This is a genomic window from Skermania sp. ID1734 (assembly GCF_007489285.1).
In the GTDB taxonomy this organism is placed as follows: domain Bacteria; phylum Actinomycetota; class Actinomycetes; order Mycobacteriales; family Mycobacteriaceae; genus ID1734.
In genome coordinates, this window is the sequence record NZ_VLIY01000002.1 from 319348 (window position 1) to 342193 (window position 22846).

11 protein-coding genes are annotated in these 22846 nt (G+C 65.4%); 3 read left to right on the plus strand and 8 right to left on the minus strand.

The annotated features are described in order from the left end of the window. Positions 1-5: 5 nt before the first annotated feature. Complete coding sequence (locus tag FOS14_RS03540) at positions 6-410, minus strand: VOC family protein (protein WP_143768867.1); 405 nt, start codon at positions 408-410, stop codon at positions 6-8. Positions 411-530: 120 nt separating this feature from the next. Between FOS14_RS03540 and FOS14_RS03545 the strand changes: the two genes are divergently transcribed. Both FOS14_RS03545 and FOS14_RS03550 read left to right on the plus strand, forming a co-directional pair. Beyond that, positions 531-2399, plus strand: a complete 1869-nt coding sequence (locus FOS14_RS03545; RefSeq protein ID WP_143768868.1) for a Na+/H+ antiporter — start codon at positions 531-533, stop codon at positions 2397-2399. A gap of 110 nt (positions 2400-2509) precedes the next feature. Continuing rightward, positions 2510-3133, plus strand: a complete 624-nt coding sequence (locus tag FOS14_RS03550; RefSeq protein WP_143768869.1) for a hypothetical protein — start codon at positions 2510-2512, stop codon at positions 3131-3133. On the opposite strand, the gene FOS14_RS03555 is transcribed toward FOS14_RS03550, so the two are convergent. Beyond that, positions 3130-3453, minus strand: a complete 324-nt coding sequence (locus FOS14_RS03555; protein ID WP_143768870.1) for a hypothetical protein — start codon at positions 3451-3453, stop codon at positions 3130-3132. The two genes, FOS14_RS03550 and FOS14_RS03555, sit on opposite strands and share 4 nt — an antisense overlap. 181 nt (positions 3454-3634) lie before the next feature. Here FOS14_RS03555 and FOS14_RS03560 point away from each other — a divergent pair, with 181 nt between their 5' ends. Beyond that, positions 3635-3985: an RNA polymerase-binding protein RbpA gene (locus FOS14_RS03560; RefSeq protein ID WP_143768871.1), complete on the plus strand. Its 351-nt coding sequence runs from the start codon at positions 3635-3637 to the stop codon at positions 3983-3985. Positions 3986-4041: 56 nt separating this feature from the next. Here the strand turns inward: FOS14_RS03560 and FOS14_RS03565 are convergent, their stop codons facing one another. The 6 genes from FOS14_RS03565 to FOS14_RS03590 form a co-directional block, all read right to left on the minus strand. Then, on the minus strand, positions 4042-4866 hold the full coding sequence (locus FOS14_RS03565; protein ID WP_370512156.1) for an ABC transporter permease: 825 nt from the start codon (positions 4864-4866) through the stop codon (positions 4042-4044). Next, on the minus strand, positions 4863-5846 hold the full coding sequence (locus FOS14_RS03570) for an ATP-binding cassette domain-containing protein (protein ID WP_143768872.1): 984 nt from the start codon (positions 5844-5846) through the stop codon (positions 4863-4865). Before FOS14_RS03570 ends, FOS14_RS03565 begins: the two co-directional genes overlap by 4 nt. Before the next feature lies 1 nt (position 5847). Continuing rightward, a complete protein-coding gene (locus FOS14_RS03575; RefSeq protein ID WP_143768873.1) occupies positions 5848-6081 on the minus strand; it encodes an MbtH family protein in 234 nt (77 codons plus the stop codon). Further along, positions 6078-19553, minus strand: coding sequence for a non-ribosomal peptide synthetase (locus FOS14_RS03580; RefSeq protein WP_255450036.1), 13476 nt, complete (start codon positions 19551-19553; stop codon positions 6078-6080). Before FOS14_RS03580 ends, FOS14_RS03575 begins: the two co-directional genes overlap by 4 nt. A 212-nt stretch (positions 19554-19765) precedes the next feature. Continuing rightward, the gene (gene lnt, locus FOS14_RS03585) at positions 19766-21280 is read right to left on the minus strand and encodes an apolipoprotein N-acyltransferase (protein ID WP_143768874.1); all 1515 of its coding nucleotides are present in this window, start codon (positions 21278-21280) and stop codon (positions 19766-19768) included. Beyond that, a complete protein-coding gene (locus tag FOS14_RS03590; RefSeq protein ID WP_255450037.1) occupies positions 21270-22844 on the minus strand; it encodes an amidohydrolase in 1575 nt (524 codons plus the stop codon). Before FOS14_RS03590 ends, lnt begins: the two co-directional genes overlap by 11 nt. Between the last annotated feature and the right edge of the window lie 2 nt (positions 22845-22846).

A 22846-nucleotide genomic window follows, 5' to 3' on the forward strand; every position in this document is an offset into this window, starting at 1 on the left:
AATTCTCACTGCGCAGCGATGTTCACCATCCAGCCGATACCGAACTTGTCCTGACACATGCCGAACACGTCACCCCACATCTGCTTTTCCAACGGAACCGTCACCGTGCCACCGTCGGACAATTTTTCCCAGTAGCCGCGAAGCTCTGCTTCATCGTCGCCGCTGAGGCTGATCGACATGCTGCCCGATGGTTGCGCGTTGCCCTGGGGGTCGTCGGCGCCCATCAACGTGAAACCGGCTGGGGTTTCCAGCATCCCGTGCATGATCTGATTGGCCAGCGGTGACTCCTTGTCGCCGAATTCGCCGAACGTCGACAATGCCAGCTCGCCGCCGAAGACCTCCTGGTAGAACTCCATCGCTTGGCGCGCATTGCTGTTGAAGCTGATGTACGGATTGAGCCGAGAGGCCATGAGGAAAGCTCCTGGTAGTCGCATGTACAGGACTTATAGGACGCCATCAGCCTAGTCGCGGCGAGTTGTTCGCGGGAAGCGATCTTCGGCGGCGCTGATTCGGCTGCAAGGATTGCAGGCGTGCATCTTGCTGTTGGGCTTGTGATCGTCGTGGCGGTCTCCGCGTCGCTGGCGGCCATAGCGAGGCGATTCGGACTATCGGAGCCGCTGGTTCTCACCGTCGCCGGTGTCATCGGGTCGTACCTGTGGTTTGTTCCGGAGGTCCATATCGATCCGGAATTGATCTTGCTCGGCCTGCTGCCGCCGTTGCTCTACACCGCCGCGATCCGGACGTCACTGGTGGATTTCAAGAACAACAAGCGGGCGATCGGCTTGCTTTCGGTCGGGCTCGTGTTGTTCAGCACCTTTGCCGTCGCCGCCGTCGTTTGGGCGCTACTGCCGGTCTCGTTCGCGGTGGCGGTTGCCCTCGGTGCCGTCGTCGCGCCACCCGATGCGGTGTCCGCGACCGCGGTGGCCCGCCGCATCGGTATGCCGCGTCGGATAGTCACCATTCTCGAGGGCGAGTCGCTGCTCAATGACGCCACCGCGCTTGTCACCCTGCGCACGGCGATCGCGGCGTCGAGTGGGGCAGTGAGCCTTTGGAAGGCCGGGCTGGACTTTTTGATCGCCGCCGGCGGCGGCGTGCTGGTCGGCGTCGTCGTTGCGGCGGTGCTTGCGGTGCTGCGTCGGCGGATCACCGACCCAGTGCTCGATACGACACTCTCATTTTTGGCGCCGTTCCTTGCGTATCTACCAGCCGAGGGCATTCACGCGTCGGGCGTGATCGCCGTGGTCGTGTGTGGCTTGATCTTGGGACACGGTGCGCCCGCATGGCAAAGCGCGGCGTCGCGGATTTCCGAGCGCATCAATTGGCGCACCATCGAGTTCATTCTCGAGAACACGGTGTTCCTCATCATCGGCCTGCAAGTCCGCACCATCGTCGAGGGCGCGTGGAACAGCGGCCTGGACCACCCTGCGTTGATCGGCGCGTGCCTGGCTGTGCTGGCCGCGACGATGCTGGCCCGGCCGATCTGGGTATTTCCCGCAACCTACCTTGCGCGACTCATTCCGCGCGTCGCACGCAAGGACCCGGCACCGAGCTGGCGACACCCCGCGGTGATCTCCTGGGCGGGCATGCGCGGGGTGGTCACCCTGGCGGCCGTGCTGTTGTTGCCCCAGGACACGCCCGAGTTGGCGGTGCTGAGACTTCTCGCGCTCGTTGTCGTGGGCGGAACGCTACTGGTGCAGGGCACCACGCTGCCGTGGCTGGTGCGGTTGCTGAAATTGCGGGGTCCGAGCCGCGCCGAGGATGCGTTGCAACAAGCGGCGTTGCTCCAGCAGGCCGGGGAGGCTGGTCTGCGCATTCTCGGTGAAAACATCACTGCCGATACCCCCGACGATGTCGTGCAGCAGTTGCGCGAACGAATCGCCAAGCGCACCAACGAGTCCTGGGAACGCCTCGGACCCAGCGAGGCGGATCGGCCCACGCCGAGTTCGGAATACCGGCGGTTGCGCACGGCAATGCTTGCCGAGGAGCGCAAAACCGTGCTGGAAGTGCGAGATTCGGGCGCCGTGGACCAGGAGGTGCTGCAGGCAGTGATGGGCATGCTCGACCTCGAAGAGTCGACGATCGACCGGCTGGATGAGGCTGAGGAGGAGATCCGCGCGGAACCGCTGAAGCCACCGGCTAGTGGCATCTGTGAGCACCTGCAGTCGGCGCCGCACACCGCCATTGCCGACCGGCCCGGCGAATGCCGCGAATGTGTGGCAGAAGGTCTGGCCTGGGTGCACCTCCGAATGTGCCTGACCTGCGGGCATGTCGCGTGCTGCGAGTCGTCGGTGGGCAATCACGCCACCAAACACTTCCGCACCAGCCAGCATCCGGTGATGCGCAGTGCCGAGCCGGGCGAAGCCTGGCGTTGGTGCTATGTCGACTCGCTCCTCGGTTGAGACACGACTCGCCGGACGACGCGCCGAATCCGCCTGGCGAATACGACGGGACTCCTCGGCAGTTCACGTAGCATTCAAGCTGGTCAGTCACCGAAATTGACGAGGTTGCCGTGCGCGGAATTGTGCTTGTCACGAGCTCGCTGCTCGCGCTCTTTTTCATGGCCATGGCCGGGTCCCCCTACGCCAGCGCCCGCGCGGGCGGCGACCCGCAGCTCGCCGCGGAATGGCAGCGCGCATGGCAGTTCGAGGAGACCTATGAGGCGTTGGTGGCGCCGCTGCCGACAAATCCGCGCAGTTCGGTCACCCGCGAACTCAGCGTCGAGGTCAACGCTCCGGTCGACCAAGCCATGGCGGCTTTCGCGGCGGTCGAAAACGAGGCGCTCGGGGCGGGTGGCCGTAGGTACGTCACGCACCGGACCTGGACCGACGACGCCGGCTCACACGCCGATTTCACCGCGATTTCCGAAGCCACTCGCGGTCATGCCGAGACCCGGATTCACGTCAAGCAAATCGTGCACCGCGACCAACCGGTCATCGAGCTGCACACCTGGGCGGCACCGAACATTGCCACTCACCACCGCTTTGAATTCACCGACTTGGGCGGCGGCCGGACTCGAATCACCCAGCAGCTCATGCTGCTTGCGCCGCGCCCGCTTGTCGACGCGGCGGTGCTGTCTCGGGTCGCGGCGCAGCTGCGTGCAAACGCGACCATCGCCCGGGCTCTGTCGCGCTAGCGCAACCGCTCTGCGTCTCTGGCGAGCGCCACCAGTTGCTCGCATAGTTCGCGCAACTCTTGCGGGTCGGCGCCCTCCCCCAGCGCCGTGACGACGTCTTCGGCTGCGCAACGCGCGGCAAATGATCGGTCGGCAAGATCGGCGGCTTCCTGCGCCGACAAAATGACGGCATCGGCGGGCAGTCCGGTGTCCTTCGTCGCATGGCGATGCTCGTAGGCGCGTTGCCGACACGACTGCCGGCAGTACCGGCGCCGCCGTCCCATTTCCGCTTCGGCGACCTCACGGCCGCACCAGGCGCACGATTGCGAACGTCTCCGCATGGTTGCAGCGTATTCGCTAGGCTCGCTCAGCCCGGAAAGGTGCAGACAGCGTTATTGGCCGTGTCGCGGTTCGCACGGGTAGAATTTCGCAGTTCGCGCTGTCCGGGGAACCTTTTTCGCCACTGTGACGTTGGACAGTGCAGATACAGCGCTTAGTCGGGCGAATGTGGAGAGGACCAACATGGCAGATCGCGTACTTCGGGGCAGCCGGCTCGGGGCCGTGAGCTACGAGACTGACCGAGACCATGATCTGGCGCCGCGTCGTGTCGCGCGGTACCGGACGGACAACGGCGAAGAGTTCGACGTGCCGTTCGCCGACGACGCAGAAATTCCTGGGACGTGGCTGTGTCGCAACGGCCTCGAAGGCACCCTGATCGAGGGTGCGGCACCGGAAACCAAAAAGGTAAAGCCGCCGCGCACGCACTGGGACATGCTGCTCGAGCGCCGTTCGGAGGCTGAGCTGCAGGAACTGCTCGAGGAGCGGCTCGAGTTGCTGCGCGTCAAGCGCCGCGGTGGTGCAGCGACGCGTTAAAGACATCAGCAAAAAGGCGGGTGACCTCCATGTCACCCGCCTTTGTTGTTTGGTTCTCAGTGACTGGCCACCTTGCGGTACTGCGCCAATGCCAGCGGGGCGAATACGGCCAGGATCACCAGCGAACAGATCACCCCATACAGCGTTGCGTGCTCTGCCGGCCACCCCGTGGGCCGCGGGAAGAACGGCGGCGCCGCGTTCTTGAACAGGTCGCGACCGGAAGCGGAGATCGCGGTGATCGGATTCCATCGCGCAATGAACCGTAGCGGACCCGGCAGCGACTCCGAGGGAATGAACGCCGAGGAAATGAACGTCAGCGGGAACAGCCAGATCAGCCCCACACTCTGCGCAACCTCGACGCTGCCCGCGGTCAGGCCGGTGAGCGCACCAACCCAGGACATCGCGAAAGCGAACAACAGGATGATGCCGAAGGCGATCGCCGCGTCGGCCAGGGTGCCGTGAATGCGCCAGCCGACGATGTAGCCGCAAATGGCCATGACGATCAGGCTGATAAAGCTGACGAGTAAGTCGGACAGTGTTCTTCCCAACAGCACCGCCATCCGCGACATCGGGAGTGCGCGGAACCGATCGATGATGCCCTTTTGCAGGTCGCTGGCCAGACCGACGGTGGTGAACGCCGCATTGAACGCCACCGTCTGGGTGAAGATGCCGGCAAGCAGGAATTCGCGGTAGGCGCCGCCGCCCAGGGACGCGCCGAAAACATAGGCGAACAAGAACACGAACATCAACGGCTGAACGGTGGCCGTGACCAGCAGTGTTGGCACCCGAGCGATCGTGAGGACGTTGCGGTAGGCGACGATCGCGCTGTCCCTGAACAGGCGTGTCGATCGAGACGGCTCCAGAACAGCAACATGAGTCACGCGGTGACCTCTTCCGGTTCGTTCGGGATCGGAGTGGCTGGCTCGCCGGTCAGCGAAAGGAAAACCTCGTCGAGCGTCGGCTGATGCACGGTGGCGTCCTGCACGTACACCCGCGCGTCGTCCAGCCGGCGGAGCGCTTCGACCATGGTGCGCGAGCCGTCGCCGACCACGACGACGATCTCGCGGCTGGCCGGGTCGTGGGTCGGTTCGCCGATGCCGACCTCGGCCAGCACCCGTAGCGCGGCCCGCACGTCCTGACCGTCAGCGAGGGTGACGGTCAGGCGCTCACCGCCCACCGTCGATTTCAGCTCTTCCGCCGAGCCGCTCGCGATCACCTTTCCCTTGTCGATGACGGTGATGCGATCGGCGAGTTGATCGGCCTCTTCGAGGTACTGGGTGGTGAGCATGACGGTGGTGCCGTCGTCGACGAGGTCACCGATGACCGCCCACATGTCGCGGCGGCCGCGCGGATCCAGGCCGGTAGTTGGCTCATCCAAAACCACCACTCGAGGACGGGCGACCAGCGCCCCGGCAAGGTCGAGGCGTCGCCGCATGCCGCCTGAGTACATTCCCGCCCGCCGATCGGCCGCCTCTGTGAGGCGGAACGACGACAACAACTCGCGCGCGCGAATGCTGGCCTGGCGCTTGGACATTCCGTACAGCCGGGCCACCATCCGCAGGTTCTCGAAGCCGGTGAGGTTCTCGTCGACAGCTGCGTATTGACCGGACAAACCGATCCGGCGGCGCGCTCCCATCGGATTGCGCAGCACGTCGATGCCTGCCACGTGAACCGACCCGGAGGTGGGCCGCAGCAGGGTGGTGATGATCCGGACGGTGGTGGTCTTGCCCGCGCCGTTCGGTCCGAGCAAGCCGAGCACGGTGCCGGACGGCACCTCCAGATCGATACCGTCGAGCGCGCGGACGCCGCTGCGGCCGCCGTATTCCTTGACCAGGCCACTCACTTCAATTGCGGCGCTCATCTTATTGCGGCCCCGTTTCCATCGCGTCGTCCATAGCATCGGCAAGGCTGCGTGGGCGCATATCAGTCCAATTCCGATCGACGTAGTCGACACATTCCGGCCGCGACCCCTCGAACACCTCGTCCCAACCGGGCGGTACCTCCGCGAACGTCGGCCACAACGAATGCTGGCCTTCCTCGTTGACGAGGACCTTAAACGTCGCGTCGGGATCGTCGAAGGGATTCGTCCCGGTCACGACCGGTGTCCCTTCAGGTAGCGGCGCAGGATCGGTCCGATCTGCGCCAGCGACTCGGGTGTGGTCATCGCCGAATGTGCGCAATCAACGGTGTAATCGTGGATTCCACCGCGGATGAACGGTCGCCAGGCCGAGGCGTTGCGCATCGGATTCGCCATGTTGATGGGATCTTTGGCGGCGGTGAAGAACAAAACGTCGCCATCGAAGGTTCCGGGCTCGAACTTGTAGGCGAGTTCGAAGCCGCTCTCGTAGCCGGCGTACAGCCGCTCCAGATGTCGGCTGGTCAACGCCTGGAAAGGACCAGACCGTTTCTGAATGGCCGCGGCTGCGTCCTCCAGCGAAACGGCGGTGTCCACCGGCAAATCGAGGTCACCGCCGAATTCACCGATCAGATCCGCGATCGACGGGTTCGACTGTGCCACAAGGTCGGCCGACAGCAAGAAGCTGTCCATCATGGAAAGCAGTGCGACATCATCACCGGCCGAGCGCAATTGCACGGCCATCTCATGTGCGATCAGCCCTCCCAACGACCAGCCCAGCAGGTGGTAGGGCCCGCTGCCCTGGACGCGCTTGATCTCGGCGATGTAGCGTGCGGCGAGTTCTTCGATCGAGCTGTAGGAAACGTCCTCGACCACAAGCGGTGACTGCAAGCCATAAAGCGGCCGTTCGGAATCGATGTGCGAGAGCAGACCCGAATAACACCATGCCAGGCCGATCGCCGGATGAACACAGAACAGCGGCTCGTGAGTCCCATTGGAGCGCACCGGCAATAGCGGTTCGAGCGCGGAGGAGAGAGCGATCTCCGCGGCGTTGCCGGGCGCGGCCATGCGTCGCGCGATACCAGACGGTGTGGGGTCGGTGAACAGCAACTGCACCGGAACCTCGGTGCCGTGTTCGTCGGCCATCCGCGATGCAACCCGTGTGGCCAGCAGCGAGTTGCCGCCGAGTTCGAAGAAGTTGTCTTCCGCGCCAACACTTTCTGCGCCGAGCACAGTCGAGAACGCCTCGCACAGCGCTGTCTCCAGCGGGGTGGCAGGCGCTCGGTACTGTTCGCGTGCCGCGAAGACCGGTGCGGGAAGCGCCTTTCGATCCAACTTGCCCACCGGAGTGAGCGGCAACTCATCGATGAGCATGATCGCCTGCGGGACCATGTAATTCGGGAGCCGCTTGCCCACATGCTCCAGGAGTCCGGCTACCTCGCTGACCGCGTTGTTGCGCAACTTCACATACGACACCAGCGCCGTGCTGCCGTTGTCGCTCTTATGTCCGATGGTCGAGGAGAACTCGATGTCCGGATGGGTTGCCAACGCAGCATCGATGTCACCTAGTTCGATGCGGAAACCGCGGATCTTCACCTGATGGTCGGTGCGCCCGACGTATTCGATCGCCGGTGACTCGGTTCGGCGCGACCAGCGAACGAGGTCACCGGTGCGATACATCCGCTCCCCCGGCTTGCCGTACGGGTTGGCGACGAACCGGCCGGCCGTGATGCTGGGCCGCCGCTGGTACCCGCGAGCGAGGCCGGGCCCGGCGAGGTACAACTCGCCGACAACCCCGACCGGTACCGGGTTGAGTCGAGAATCCAGGACCACGGCGCTGACCCCACGGATCGGGCCGCCGATGGTGATGGGTCCGTTCGGCGCCATCGGCTCGCTCATCGTCGTGATGATCGTGGTCTCGGTCGGACCGTAGACGTTGTGCAGGCTGCGTCCAGCGGTGTGCGGGTGATCCGGCGACGTCCAGCGTGTCACCAGGTCCGGCGGGCATGCTTCGCCGCCCACCAGGACGTGCTTCATGTGGGTCACGCGCGTTGGATCGACGGTCGCAAGGGCGGCTGTGGTGATGAACGCGTGCGTAACCTGTTGCTCGGACAGCAACTGTGCTAGCGGATTTCCGCCGTACACGCCGACCGGAGTGATGACCAGTGTCGCGCCTGCCGCGAAGGCGAACAGCATGTCGAGCACCGACGCGTCGAAACTCGGGGTGGCGAAGTGCAGTACCCGCGAGTCCGGTCGCACGTCGAACCGGTCGGCGGTCTCGTAACCGAAGTTCGACAGCCCGGCATGCGTCACCACCACGCCCTTGGGGATACCGGTGGATCCGGACGTGTAAATCAGGTATGCCGGATGTTCGAGCGAAAGCGGATACCTCCGTTCGGAATTCGTGACTGCGCCGCCCGGCTGCAGCGCGATCTCGTCGGCGAATCCGGGCTCGTTCAGCTCGAGCCAATGCGTTTCCCCGCTGCCGAACCGGTGCCGGCTTTCGCTGAGGCAGATGCCGATTCGCGCCGCCGAGTCCGAGAGCATGTGTGCGATCCGATCGTCCGGATAACCGGGATCCACCGGAACAAAGGCCGCACCGGCCTTGGACACGGCCAGCGCACCCAGCACCGATTCCATCGATCGTGGAATACCCAGCGCTACATAGTCTTCCGGCCCGATGCCGCGCTCGATCAGTGCGCGGGCCAGTTGGTTGCTGCGCCGGTCCAGCTCGCCGTAGCTCATGGTGTCCGCGTGCAACTGCAACGCGGTCGCCGTCGGGTCCTTGGCCGCCGCGATGGCGAACAGCTCGGGGAATGTCACCATGTGGCCGGGTCGCCGGCCCGCCACCGGCGCCAGAGCGCGGAACTCGGTGTTGTCGAGCAGGTCGATATCTCCGACCGCTCGGTCGGGATCTGTAACGGCAGCCGCTAGTAGGCGCGCGAGGCGCTGCGCGAACGTTTGTGCCGTCGACCGATCGAACAAATCACTGCTGTAGTTGAGTGACAGCGCGATTCCGCTCGGTCGCTGGTTTTCGCGACGCTCGGTCAAGGTGAACTGCAGGTCGAACTTGGCGATGCCCGTGTCGATTTCGACCGCTTCGATATCGACCCCCGGAAGCTCGACCCGGCTCGGTACCTGGTTGTGCAGGGACAGCATCACTTGAAACAGCGGATGGTGCGACTGCGAGCGAGCCGGGTTGAGCACTTCGACGAGGCGCTCGAACGGCACATCCGTGTTTGCGAACGCATCCAGATCGCTTTCCCGGACGCTGTCGAGTAACGCGGCGAATGACGTCCCACCCTGAACTCGGGTGCGTAGCACGATGGTGCCCACGAACATGCCGACGAGCCGGTCCAGCACGGCGTCACCGCGTCCGGCGACCGGGCTGCCGATCGCGACGTCGTTCGTATTCCCGAGCCGGTGCAGCAACGCAGCAAGGCCGGTGTGCAACACCATGAACAAGCTGGCGTCGTGGTGACGAGCCAGATCGAGCAGGCCCTGGTGCACCGACGCGTCGAGTTCGATATCCACCGAGCCACCGCGGAAGCTGGCCACCGCTGGGCGCGGGCGGTCGCTAGGCAGATCGAGGTGTTCCGGAAGGTCTGCGAGTGTGTGCCGCCAGTAGTCGAGTTGGCGGGTTGCGAGCTCTGAAGGCTCCTCGTCGGTGCCGAGCAACTCGTGCTGCCACATCGCGAAATCTGCGTATTGAACGTCGAGTTCGTCCAACTCCGGGCGCTGGCCCGCCGCGCGAGCCGCATAGGCGGCCGCGATGTCCGCGGCCAGTGGCGCGAGCGACCACCCGTCGATGGCGATGTGATGAACGACCACAACCAGCACATGCTGATTGGCTGCGGTGCGCAGCAGCAGGGCTCGAATCGGCACGTCGCAGGTGAGGTCGAATCCGTCGGCGGCATATCGTGCCGCGCGGGTTTCGACGTCGGCCGCAGTGATCTCCTCGACGAAAAGTTCCGGTGGAGAGTCCGATTCCAGGACGAGCTGGTGCGGGCCCTCGGCGGCAGCAGGATAGATCGTGCGTAATACCTCATGGCGTTGCTGCACGTCACCAAGTGCGTCGCGGAGCGCGTCCACGTCGATGCGGCCGGTCATCCGCAAGACCATCGGAATGTTGTATCCGCCCGATAGCGGGTCCAGGCGGTTGAGGAACCAGACGCGCTGCTGAGCGTGCGACAGCGGTATCCGTTCGGGCCGTTCACGCTTGGTGATCCGGGGACCGATTGGTTCGGTCGATACCCCCGCGGCGTCGAGTAACCCCGCGAGCGCGGTCACGGTCGGGGCCTCGAACACGGACCGAACCGCGAAGCGGGTGCCGGTCGCGTTTGCGATTCGGGACACCAACTGCGTTGCCAGCAGCGAGTTTCCGCCGATCTCGAAGAAGTTGTCGTCCGCGGTCAAAAGCGTTGCACCCGTCACGTCGGACATGATGCGGGCGATCAGCCGCTCGTTCGGCGTGGCCGGTTCGCGACCCGTCGTCTGCACCGACGTAAATTCCACGTCGGGCAGCGCCGCTTTGTCCAGCTTGCCCACCGGGGTGAGCGGTATTTCATCCAATGCTACGAAGCCATTGGGCACCATGTGCTTGGGCAACCGCGCGGCGACGTGCTCGCGCAGTTCGGGCACCGTCACGCGGCTCGATTCCTGCGCCCTGAAATAGCAAGCGATGCGGTCGAAACCATTGTCGTCACGGCGAATCTCGATGTGCGCAAACGTCACTGCCGGGTGGGTGGCCACGGCCGCGCTGATCTCACCGAGTTCGATGCGGAAACCGCGCAGCTTGACCTGATCATCCTTGCGGCCGACGAACTCGAGGTTGCCGTCGACGTTCCAGCGAACGACGTCGCCGGTGCGGTACATCCGTTCGCCGCGCGCGCTCGTCGGGTCGGCGACGAAGCGTCCCGCGCTGAATCCGGGCCGGTTGAGATAGCCCTGTGCCAAACCGTTTCCACCGAGGTACAGGTCACCAGGTACGCCCGGGGCCACCGGCCGCAGGCGTTCGTCGAGGACCAGGGCCCGAACCCCGCGCAGCGGTCGGCCAATGGCGATCCGACTGTCGGCCAGCAGGGGTTCCGACGAGGTGGCGACGATCGTCGTTTCGGTTGGTCCGTACACGTTGTGCCAGCGCCGGTTCGGTGTCCAGCGTGAAATCAGCTCGCTGCCATAGGCTTCTCCACCGACCATCACGTCTTGCAGACTCGGCAGCGACCACCGTTCGGTGTCGATCGTGGCGACGGCCGCGGGCGTGATGAAAGCGTGCGTGACGCCCTCGCGGTCGATGACCTCGGCGAGGTCGTCCCCGCCGACCACGTCGGTCTCGGCGATGATCATCGTCGCGCCGGGGCGGATGGCCAACAGCAGTTCGAGCATTGCTGCATCGAAACTCGGTGTCGCGAAATGCAATGTGTGCGAGTCGGGACCGATGTGGAACCGCTCGACCTGTTCGTCGGCGTAGTTCGACAGTCCGCGGTGGGTCAGGGCGACGCCCTTGGGTTTTCCGGTGGATCCGGAGGTGTAGATGACATATGCCAGGTTGTCGACGCGTACCGGGTGGAGCCGTTCGCGATCGGTGATTGCAGCGTCCGACACCGCATCCAGAGCAAGCTCGTCGAGCAGCATCCAGGCGACCTCGTCGGGCAGCGATTCGGCGATGCCGGTCGCACTGAGCCCCACCGCCGCTCCGGCGTCGGAGATCATGTGCCGCACGCGGGCCGGCGGATACCCGGGGTCGATAGGCAGGAATGCCGCGCCGGCCTTGGTCACGGCGAGAACCGCGCCGACCGATTCCATGGATCGGGTGAGGCCGACCGCGACCATATCGCCGGCACCGATGCCGCGTTCGATCAGCCTGCGCGCCAACCGGTTCGACCAGGCGTCGAGCTCGGCGTAGGTCCATTCGATCTCCCCGCGGCGCAGGGCGACCCGGGACGGATGTTTCGCCACCGTCTCGGCGAATATTTCGTGGAGCACGATCGGCTGCGCGCCGGTCTTTCCGTACGCCGGAACCAGCAGCGTCCGCTCGTCGGCGCTGAGCAGTTCGATGTCACCGACGGCGCGGTCCGGTGCGGCGCTCACCGAAGCCAGCAGGGCGGACCAGCGCGCGGCCAGTGTTTCGATGGTCGAACGGTCGAAGAGCTCTTCGCTGTAGATGAACTCGCAACGCGTGTCTGCGCCCGCGCCGCTCACACGGAGCTCGAGGTCGAACTTTGCCAGTCCCAGGTCGATCTCTTCCGCCCGCGCCCGCATCCCTGCGACAGCCAGATCAGGAACCGCCATGTCTTGCACCGTCAAGGCAACCTGGAACACCGAATGCCGATTGGTCGAACGATCGGGACGTAGCTCTTCGACGATCCGCTCGAAGGGGATGTCCGCATTTGCCATCGCGGACAGGACGGTCGCGCGGTCCTCGGCCAGCAGCGTGGTGAAGGGTGCGTGCGGGTCGACGTCGGTCCGCAGCACGAGTGTGTTGACGAACATCCCGACCAGACCGTCCAGCGCGACGTCGCGGCGGCCGGCGACAGGCGTGCCTATCGCGATGTCGCGAACCCCGGTTACGCCGCGCAGCAGGACAGCTAGGGCTGTATGCAGCACCATGAAGAAGCTGACCGTCTGGTCGGCGGCCAGCGCATGCAGGGCCGCCGCGTGTTCGGCGGGGATCTGCGTGGTCACCCGCGCGGCGCGCAGCGTCGGCGTGGCCGGCCTCGGCCGGTCGTAGGGCAGCGGAAGTTCGAGGGGCAGATCGGCGAGCCGGTTACGCCAGAATGCGAGCTGGCGCGACGCCCGGCTCTCCGGATCTTCGTCTACGCCGAGGACGTCGCGCTGCCAGATGCTGAAGTCGGCATATTGCACAGATAGTGCGCGCCAGCCAGGTCCGGTGCCGTTGTGCCGGGCGTTGTAGGCAGTGATGAGGTCGCCGGTCAGCGGACCCATCGACCATCCGTCGGCGGCGATGTGATGGATCACGACCGCGAGCACATACTCGTTGCGACCGGTGCACAGCAAGCTGGCCCGGAGCGGGGTCTGGATCGTGATGTCGAAGGGCGTGGTCGCCAATTCCCTGAGCACCGTATCGATTTCGGCGGAGTCGACGTCCCAGGAATAGATGTCGACGAGTGCATCGGCGATCGAGTGCACAAGCTGGTGCGGTCCGGAGTCGCCCTCCGGGAATGTGGTTCGCAGCGATTCGTGCCGGGCCACGACGTCGTCGAGCGCTGACTGCAGAGCGGCCTCGTCGAGTTCACCGAACAGGCGAACCGCGAACGCGATGTTGTATGCGCCGGAGTGCGGGTCGAGGCGATTGAGGAACCACAGGCGTTGCTGAGCGAGCGAGAGCGGAATGTGTTGGGGCCGGGGCGACACCACGGTCAGCGCCGGACGAGCGCTGTCAGTGTGGCCGGTCACCAAGGCCGCGGCCAGGCCGGCGATCGTCGGTGTGTCGAAGATCGTGCGAACCTCGATCTCGATGCCCAGCTCCGACCCGAGACCGGCCGCGACCTGGGTGGCCAGCAGCGAGTTGCCGCCGAGGTCGAAGAAGCTGGTGTCGACGTCCGGGGCCGCGCAGCCGAGAACGCGCGCAAAGACATCGGCGACGAGTTGCTCGGATTCGTTGGCGGGCTTGTGGGCAGCGAGATCGCGCCGGCCGAAAGTCGGCGCGGGCAGCGCCTTTCGGTCGAGCTTTCCGGCTGGCGTCAGCGGCACCGTGTCGAGCACGGTGATCGTGGCGGGCACCATGTAGTCGGTCAGAACCCGCTTGGCTGCCTGCAGAATGCTCGCGGTGCTGGTGAGGCTGCGGGTCGTCACATACGAGGCGAGTCGCTCGACGCCGCGGTCGTCGCGATGAACGATGGTGTGCGCGAAGGTGACTTCGGGGTGCGTGTGCAGGGCGGCGTCGATCTCACGCAGTTCGATCCGGAAGCCGCGCAACTTGACCTGGTCGTCGGCGCGGCCGATGAATCGTAGGGTCGGAATCTCGTCGTTGCGGGCGGTGACCACCACCAGGTCGCCAGTGCGGTACATCCGCTCGCCCGGCTTGCCGTGCGGGTTGGCGACGAATCGCGTTGCGGTCAAACCCGAGCGGTTCCCGTAGCCACGGGCCAATCCGGCACCGGTCAGGTACAGCTCGCCGGGAACGCCGGGTGGCACCGGATTGAAACGCTCGTCGAGAACCAGCAAGCGCGTGCCGCGGATTGGCTGGCCGATGGTGACCGCCTGCCCGGGGACCAGAGGCGTGCTCATGGTGGCCGCGACCGTGGATTCCGACGGCCCGTATGCGTTGAACATGCGTCGGCCCGTGGCCCAGGTACGCACCAGGTCGTCACTGCAGGCATCGCCGCCGACGATGACGTCGGTCAGTTGGTCGAGGCCTCGCGGTGAAACCGTGGCCAACGCGCCGGGGGTCACGAATGCGTGGGTCACGGCCTTGGTGTTCAACAATCGGGCCAGATCCTCGCCCCCATACACGTCGTGCGGCGCAACGACGATTTCGGCGCCCGCGGCGAACCCCATGAGCAACTCGAGAATCGAGGCGTCGAAGCTCGGCGAGGAAAAGTGCAGAGTCCGCGATGATGGCTGGATTCCGAATCGTTCGACTTCTTCGCGCGCGAACGACGAGAGCCCGCTGTGGGTCACCATCACGGCCTTGGGCTTTCCGGTGGAACCGGACGTGTAGATCAAATAGGCCGGCTGCATCGGGTTGAGCGGACCGCGTCGGCACTGGTCGGACAGCGGCCGATCGGAGTAGCCGGTGGGATCGGTCGACAACCACCAGACGTGTTCCGGAAGGCCCGGTCCGGTGTTGTTGGCAATGCCGAGGTGCACTCCCGAATCCGCCACCATGTAGGAGATGCGTTCGGCGGGATAGTTCGGGTCGATCGGCAGGTACGCGGCGCCGGTCTTGGCCACCGCCCACAACGCCACCACGGATTCGATGGACCGCACCATGGCAACCGCGACCACCGATTCCGGTGCGGCGCCGAAGTGGATAAGCTTGCGCGCCAATCGATTCGAGAGCCGATCTAGCTCGCGATAGGTGAGCTTGCGGCTGCCGCACCGTACTGCTTGAGCGTGCGGAGTCTGGTCGACGGCGGTGGTCAGCAGTTCGTGCAGGAGCACAACGGGCTCGGCGTCGGACGCAGCGATCGGAGTGAGCTCCGCGCGTTCGCGGCTGCCCAGGATCGGCAGGTCACCGACGGCCGTCGACGGGTTCTGCACGGCCGCGCGCAGCAGCATCATCAACCGATCGGCAAAGGTGACCACCGTTTGGTGTTCGAAAAGATCACTCGCGTAGCCGAATTCGGCGTGCAAGCCGTCTTCGCGTTCGGTCACGGTGAGTTGCAAGTCGAACTTGGTGGCATCGAACGGAATCGGCATGACTTCGGCTTGCAGATCACCGAGGCGCAACGTTGTGCCGGAAAGGGTTTGCCCCGCACGCTCGTAGGACAGCACCACCTGGAACAGCGGATGGCGGGCTGCCGAGCGCTCGGGCGCCAACGCCTCGACAAGCCGCTCGAACGGCACATCCGCTCGGGCGAACGCGGCCAGGTCGACGTCGCGGACCTGGGTGAGCAAGTCATCGAAGCCGTGGCTGAGATCGAGACGGGTCCGCAGTACCAGTGTGTTGACGAACATCCCGACCAGGTCGTCGAGTTCGCGCGCCACGCGTCCGCCGATCGGGGTACCGACCGCTATGTCGGTGGAGGCGCTCAAGCGGGCCAGCAGCACCGCCAGCGCGGCGTGCAGCACCATGAAGTTGCTGACGCCACGGTCCCGCGCGAGGCCGCTGAGGCGGGCGTGAACGTCGCTGTCGACCGTCCAGCGGTAGGTGCCGCCCGCCAGGGTGGCCCGGGCCGGTCGCGGGTGGTCTGTCGGGAGGTCGAGGTGGTCGGGCAGACCGGCAAGCGTGTCGGTCCAGAAGCCAAGCTGCCGGCTGAGCAGGCTTGCGGGGTCGTCGTCGCTACCGAGCATCTCGCGCTGCCAGACCGCAAAGTCACCGTACTGGACCGGAAGTGGCGCCCACTCCGGTGCCGACCCGGCGCTGCGTGCCGCGTAAGCGAGCGCGATGTCGCGTGCAAGTGGGACCTGCGACAACCCGTCCGCGCACATGTGGTGCAACACGACGGCCAAGACGTGTTCCGAATCGCCGGTTCGCAACAGCGCCACGCGAAGCGGCAGATCGACAGTAAGGTCGAAGCCGCGTCGGGCGAAATCGCTCAGCGTCTGCGTGAGATCGGCCGGCGCGACAGCGACCGGCTCCAGTTGTGGATTCGCCCGGTCGGGGTCATGCACCAGCAGATACGGTCCGTCGGCCGACGCCGGATACGTGGTGCGCAGCGTTTCGTGGCGGGTGATCACGTCGGCCAATGCCTGTTGCAGCGCCGTGATCTTCAGCTCGCCGTGCATCCGCACGGCGAACGGCAGGTTGTAGGCAGGCGACGTCCGGTCGTAGCGGTTGAGGAACCACAGCCGCTGCTGAGCGAGAGACAGCGGCGGGTGCTCGGGCCGCGACCGGACGCCGAGCGGAATGTGCTGCGGCGCTGTGCCGGAGCCGCCCTCGGCGATTCTGCTCGCCAGTGCGAGCACGGTGGGCGTCTCGAAGATGTCGCGCAACACTATCGAGCACCCGAATTCTGCGTTGATCCGGGACACCGCGCGTGCGGCGACGAGCGAATCTCCACCGAGTTCGAAAAAGTCGTCGTCGAGGCCGACGTCGGCGCGGCCCAACACCTCGGCGACCAGTTCGATCAGCCGCTGCTCGACGGCATTGCGCCCGGCGCGGTGCGTCCGCTGTGTTATTACCGGGGCGGGCAACGCTTTTCGGTCGATCTTGCCGTTCGAACTTAGCGGCATCCGATCGAGCACGACGATCGTCGCTGGAACCATGTAGCTCGGTATCGCGTGGGCAACGTGGCGTCGCAGCGCCGGTACATCGACCTTCTCCCCCGGCCTGGCCACCACGTAGCCCACCAGTTCATTGCCGCCGTGGCTGGCCGATCGTGCCACGCATACGGCCTGATCCACCGTTGCATCAGAGAGCAGTGCGGCCTCGATCTCGCCGAGTTCGATTCGCAGACCCCGGATTTTCACCTGAAAGTCTGTGCGCCCGAGGTACTCCAACGTGCCGTCGGTTCGCCACCTCGCCAGGTCACCGGTGCGGTACATTCGCCCACCCGCGCGCGAGAACGGGTTGGCGACGAACCTGTCCGCGGTGAGCCCCGGCCGCTGCAGATACCCGCGCGCCAATTGCACACCGGCCAAATACAACTCGCCCGCTGCGCCCGGCGGCACCGGCTCGAGGCGTGCGTCGAGGACATAGGTCTGCGTGTTCCACACCGGTGCCCCGATGGGTACGACCGGCTGTGTCAGGTCACACTGCCAGTAGGTGACGTCGACCGCAGCCTCGGTGGGACCGTAGAGGTTGTGCAGTTCGGCCGGTACCGTTTCCAGAAACTTGCGGGCGGTCTCCGCTGGTAGTCCTTCGCCGCTGCAGAAAACGCGTCGCAGATCTGTGCACCGGTGCAATTCGGCCTCGGCCAGAAACAGCGACAGCATCGACGGCACAAAATGCGCCGTGGTCACCTCCTCTTCGCCGATGATCCGCGCGAGGTAGAGGGGGTCACGGTGGCCGTCGGGTGCGGCGATGACCAGCCTTGCCCCTACCTGCAAGGGCCAGAAGAATTCCCATACCGACACGTCGAACGTCGCGGGTGTTTTCTGCAGCACGGTGTCGGTCGGGTCGAGAGCGTATTCGTGTTGCATCCATTGCAGACGGTTGACTATCGCACGGTGAGTTACCGCTACGCCCTTGGGTTTTCCAGTGGAACCGGAGGTGTAGATGACGTAGGCAACGTTGTCCGGCGAGAGTGGCGCACGGCGCTCGGCGGCGGTGATCGGTGCCGGGCTGTAACCGGACAGGTCTATGGCATCGACGTCCAAGCTGGTCAACTCGGGGGGCAAGACCTTTGGGTCCCGGGTGACGGTCAGGGCACAGGCCGGCTTGGCGTGGTCGACAATGTAATCGACGCGTTCGCGCGGATTGTCGAGATCGATCGGGAGGTAAGCCGCGCCGGCCTTGTGGATCGCGTACATTCCGACGACCAGCTCGATCGAGCGCCGGATTGCCAGGGCGACAATGGATTCAGGGCCAACTCCGGAGTCGATGAGCGCGCGGGCCAGCTGGTTGGCGCGGGCGTCGAGCTCGGCATAGCTCAGCGCGGTGCCGGCGTAGCTGAGGGCCACCGCATCAGGGGTGCGAGCTACCTGTTGGGTGAACAGCGACGTCAGCGTGGTGGGTGGGACGGCGACGTCGGTGGCGTTCCATTCACGCAGGACAAGGTCGATTTCCGCGGCACTCATCAGATCGACGCCGGCGGCCATCTTGTGGCTGCCGGCCTGCAAGAACCGACTGAGAAAATCGAGGAATCGCTGGTGGTGCCCGGTCAGCTCGTCGGAGGTGTAGCGGTTGGGATTCGCCTCGAAGTCGACGTGTGTGCTTGTCCCGGCGACACTTTGGTAGACGTTCAGCGACAGATCCTCGACGGGCCCGGTCGAAATGACATTGAGCGCACCGGTCGCCGTGCCGAGCCGGATCTGGCTGTGGAAAAGCATTATGTTGGCCATCGGGCCGAAGAAGCCGCGCTCCTCGGCGCCACGGCCGGCGTCCCGGCGCATGTCTTCGTGCCGGTACAGCTGGTGCCGCAACGCGCCGGCCAGCTGATTGTGCACGGTGTGGATGTATTCCCCGATGTTCACAGTCGGGCCCGGACGCAGCCGAAGCGGCACGACATTGGAGATGACGCCGCCGGAGGCGCGCAGTTTCGAGGTGGTGCGCGCGGATACGGGCAGGCTCATCGTCACGTCATCGGTGCCGGCGATACCGCCGAGGTAGCAGCCGAACACCGCGATGAGCAATGTCGGCACCGAGGTTTCGTGGCGACGGGCAGCCGACTCGAGCAGATCCATTGTTTCCGCGTCGAGCGTGCCCGACGCCAAGAGCCGGCCCGCTGCCGCCGGCGCGGAGCGGCGGGCCAGCGTCGACGGCTCGGGCAGGTCATGTAGGTGCTGGGACCAATATTCGCGATCCGAGGTGAATCGCGCAGAGCGTCGATAGGCGGACTCCCACTCACCGATGGCAGTGAGTTCCACTGCAGCGCACCGCGGCGGCTCCGTGTGCTCGACCATCGCGGTATAGAGCTCTGCCGTCCGCTTCAGCGCGGTCATGGCGCCATAGCCGTCGATGGCGATGTGATGCACCCGCGTGTACCAGAAGTAGTCGGCGTCGCCGAGTCGCAGGACTGTGTTGAAGACCAGGTCGTCGGTGTCGAAATCGATGGGTGAACTGGAATGGCTGTCCATCCACCGCATCGCCGCATCCCGGGGATTCGGTACATCGCTGAAGTCGATGTATCCGATGGTCGGATGAAATCCCGGGTCGATCAGCAGTTGCAGTTCGCCGGCGTCGTCGCGGATGACCCGCATGCCGCCGCCCTGCAGTTCGACCATGCATCGGTCGAGCGCGCGCTCGAGCACGGCTACATCTATAGCGCCACGCACCTCTACGTACTGGGCCACGGTGAGCGGAACGTCAGGGGCCAGATGCTGCGCGTTCCACAAACCGCGCTGCGTCATGGTTAACGGAAGGGTGAAAGTGGTGGTTGATCGGATGAGTCCTGGTTCGTCGATGTTCGTCGGCGAAATGGTCATCAAATCGCTCCGTTCCGTCAGCGAGCGGTGGCCTGTAACGGGGATCTCCACCGCCCACGTTCCATAAACCGGGCTAAGCGTACGTTTTTTATCCCTGTTTCCGGGTAGTTATTCGGCCAGCTACCGTCGTTGGATGGCGCTAGATTTTGCAAATTTCTCAGTTAGCGCCCTGTGCGCCCGCGAGGCCTGAAATAGTGCAGCTGCAAGTGCATTCACGCAGCATGACGCCGGCGCAACCACAGCCCGGCGAGGGTGGCCGCTACGCCAATTGCGCACAGTGTCAGCTCTGGCACGGGCCCGAGCGTTGTAGCCAGGGTCGATTCCGAGCGCAACGGCAGTCGCATGACCATTGCGGCTGGCACGAAGAGCGGAGTTTGTTCTTCCACTGCCCCATTGGGCGAGATGATGGCGCTGACGCCACTCGTCGCCGCGACGACCAACGCACGTCCGTGCTCGACGGCCCTGATCCGAGACATTGCCAACTGTTGGTAGGTCATTTCCGTGTCGCCGAAGGTCGCGTTGTTCGTCGGAACGGCCAGCAGTTGAGCGCCGTTGCGCACGGATTCCTCGAGCGCCCGGTCGAAGGCCACCTCGTAGCAGGTTGCCACGCCGATGTCGATGCCGGCCGCGTGGACGGTTCCATTGCCATGGCCGGGTACGAAGTGTCCGGCGCGGTCGGCGTATGCGGAGAAATGCCGAAAGAAGCTGCGCCACGGTAGGTATTCGCCGAAGGGCTGAATTATCTTCTTGTCGTGGCGCTCGCCCGGACCGTCGGCGCCGTTCCAGACAATCACCGAATTTGTCGTCGTGCCATCGTCGTTGACCAATACCGCGCCGACAAGGATCGGCGCGCCGACGGCTTCGGACGCTTCGGTGATCTCATCGGACGCGTCGGGGTTGCGCAATGGGTCGACGTCGGAAGAGTTTTCCGGCCAGATCACCACGTCCGGCTTGGCCACCCGCCCAGCTGCGATGTCTCTGGCCAGTTCGAACGTACGCCGAACGTGATTGTCGAGAACGGCCCGGCGTTGCGCGTTGAAATCCAGGCCGAGTTGCGGAACGCTGCCCTGAATCGCGGCAACGGTGACATAGCGGTCGCCAGAATCCATGCCCGGCAACGTGGTCCAGGTAATTGCCGCGACGACCGGCATGAGCACGGCCGCCGCCAGTGATCCGGCGATGAGTCGCACGTCGCGGCGGGTGTCGCGATCGACAAGCGCGCGCACCAACGCGGCTATTCCGCAACCGGTCAGGGCGATACCGAAGCTAAGGAACGGCGCACCGCCGAGGCTGGCCAGTGCCCGGAGAAATCCATCGGATTGGCCGAATGCCAAGCGACCCCAGGGGAATCCGCCGAATGGAAAGCTCGACCGCGCCCACTCGGTGAGCGACCATACCGTGGCGATCCAGATCGTCGCAAAAGGTAATCGCGCGACGATCCGGGCCAGTACACCGAAGGCGCCGACGTACAGTGCGCTTCCCGCGGCCAGTGCCAGCCACGGCAGCGCCCCGACGTACACGCCAACCCAAGGCAAAAGGGGCACAAAGAAACCCAGACCGGCGAGCAACCCGTAACCAAAGCCGCCGCGCAGCGACGGGCCGGAACGCAGCACCCATACCAACGCCGCGAACGCGAACGGCGCCAGGAACCAGAGCGGTCGTGGCGGAAAGCTCGCGTAGAGAACGTATCCGGCGGCCAGCGATCCGACGATGCGGCTAGCGCGCATAGATAACCGTCCCGCGGTGCACCGTACGCAGGCACTGTGGATCCTTCGAGTCCGCTTCCAGCCGCGGCAGTGGAGGCACCCGAGAGCGCGGGTCGGTGGACCACCGTTGCACGGAGTCGCGGGGTGCCGCAACGACGAGATCGTCGGCGTCCCACACCGCATAGGACGCGGGTGCGCCGGGCACGAGCGTTCCCGCCACTCCGTCACGCACCCCGCCGGCCCGCCACGCGCCGCGGGTGGCGGCCGCGAAGGCGGCGCGCGGCGAAATCGCGAACCCCTCGGTCCGGTGATTCACCGCCGCGCGGATGGTGGCCCACGGGCGCAACGGCGCTACCGGCGCGTCCGAACTCAGAGCGAGCGAAACCCCGGCCGCGGCCAACGGCGCGAACGGATTCATCGACGCGGCGCGGACGCTGCCCAGCCTTCGGGCGTACATGCCGCCGGGGCCACCCCACAGCGCGTCGAATCCTGGCTGGACACTGGCGATGATCCCCCAGGAACCCAGCTTCTCGATGTGCTCGGGGGCGATCATTTCCAGGTGCTCGACGCGATGCCCGCACGCGGCGACCGCGGGCGACCCCAATTCAGCGACAACACGCTCGAAGCCGGCCACGACGGCATCGATGGCCGCATCACCGATCGCGTGGAAGCCTGCCTGCATCCCTGCCTCGGTGCAGGCGCGAACATGCGCGGCAATGGTCGCGTCGTCCAGATAGCTGTTCCCCCTTCCCGCGTGGTCGCAGTACGGTTCCCGCAGCCAGGCCGTGCGCGCGCCAATCGCGCCGTCGACGAACAGATCCCCGGCCAGTCCATGGGCGCCCGTCGCCGACAGCAACGCGGAAGCCTCCGCGGCCGACGCGACGGCTTCACCCCAGTACGCGCGGACCTCGACACCGTGGTCGAACGCCAAAAGCTCCACGAGATCGGTGCGTCCATTGATCTCCGGACCCGCGCATTCATGCAGTGCGACAACGCCGTTGACTGCCGCGTCGTCCAGGGTATGGCGCCGGGCCCGGTCGCGCTGGGCCTCGGTGAGCGCGCTAAGGGCGGCGCGGCGCACCGCGTGATGGTCTTCACCCGTGAGCAGGCCGTTTCCGGCGGCTCCAGCTTGGCGCAGCAGCGCTGACGAGCACACCGCCGAATGCGCGTCGATACGCGACAGATAGACGGGTCGGTTCCCGACGACCTCATCGATTTCGGTGACGGAGGGTGGCCGTGAATCCGGCCAGCGGGAATCGTCCCAGTTCTGTCCCCAGATCAGCGGGTCGGCCGTCCGTGCCGCATAGGCACGCAATCGATCGAGGCAATCCGGCAGCGACGTCGAGTCGGCCAGATCGAGACCGGTGGCCGCTAGTCCGGTGGCGGTGGTGTGCACGTGGGTGTCGACGAAGGCCGGCGCAACGAAGGCGCCATCAAGATCAATGACCTCGGCGTCTGGATGCAGTGCACGGCCTGGTTGATCGGCTCCGACCCAGACGACAATTCCGTCGGTAACGGCCATGGCCGTCGCGTCCGGCGATGAGGGCGTGTAGATCCGACCGTTGACCAGCAGCTGCGTTCCCACGA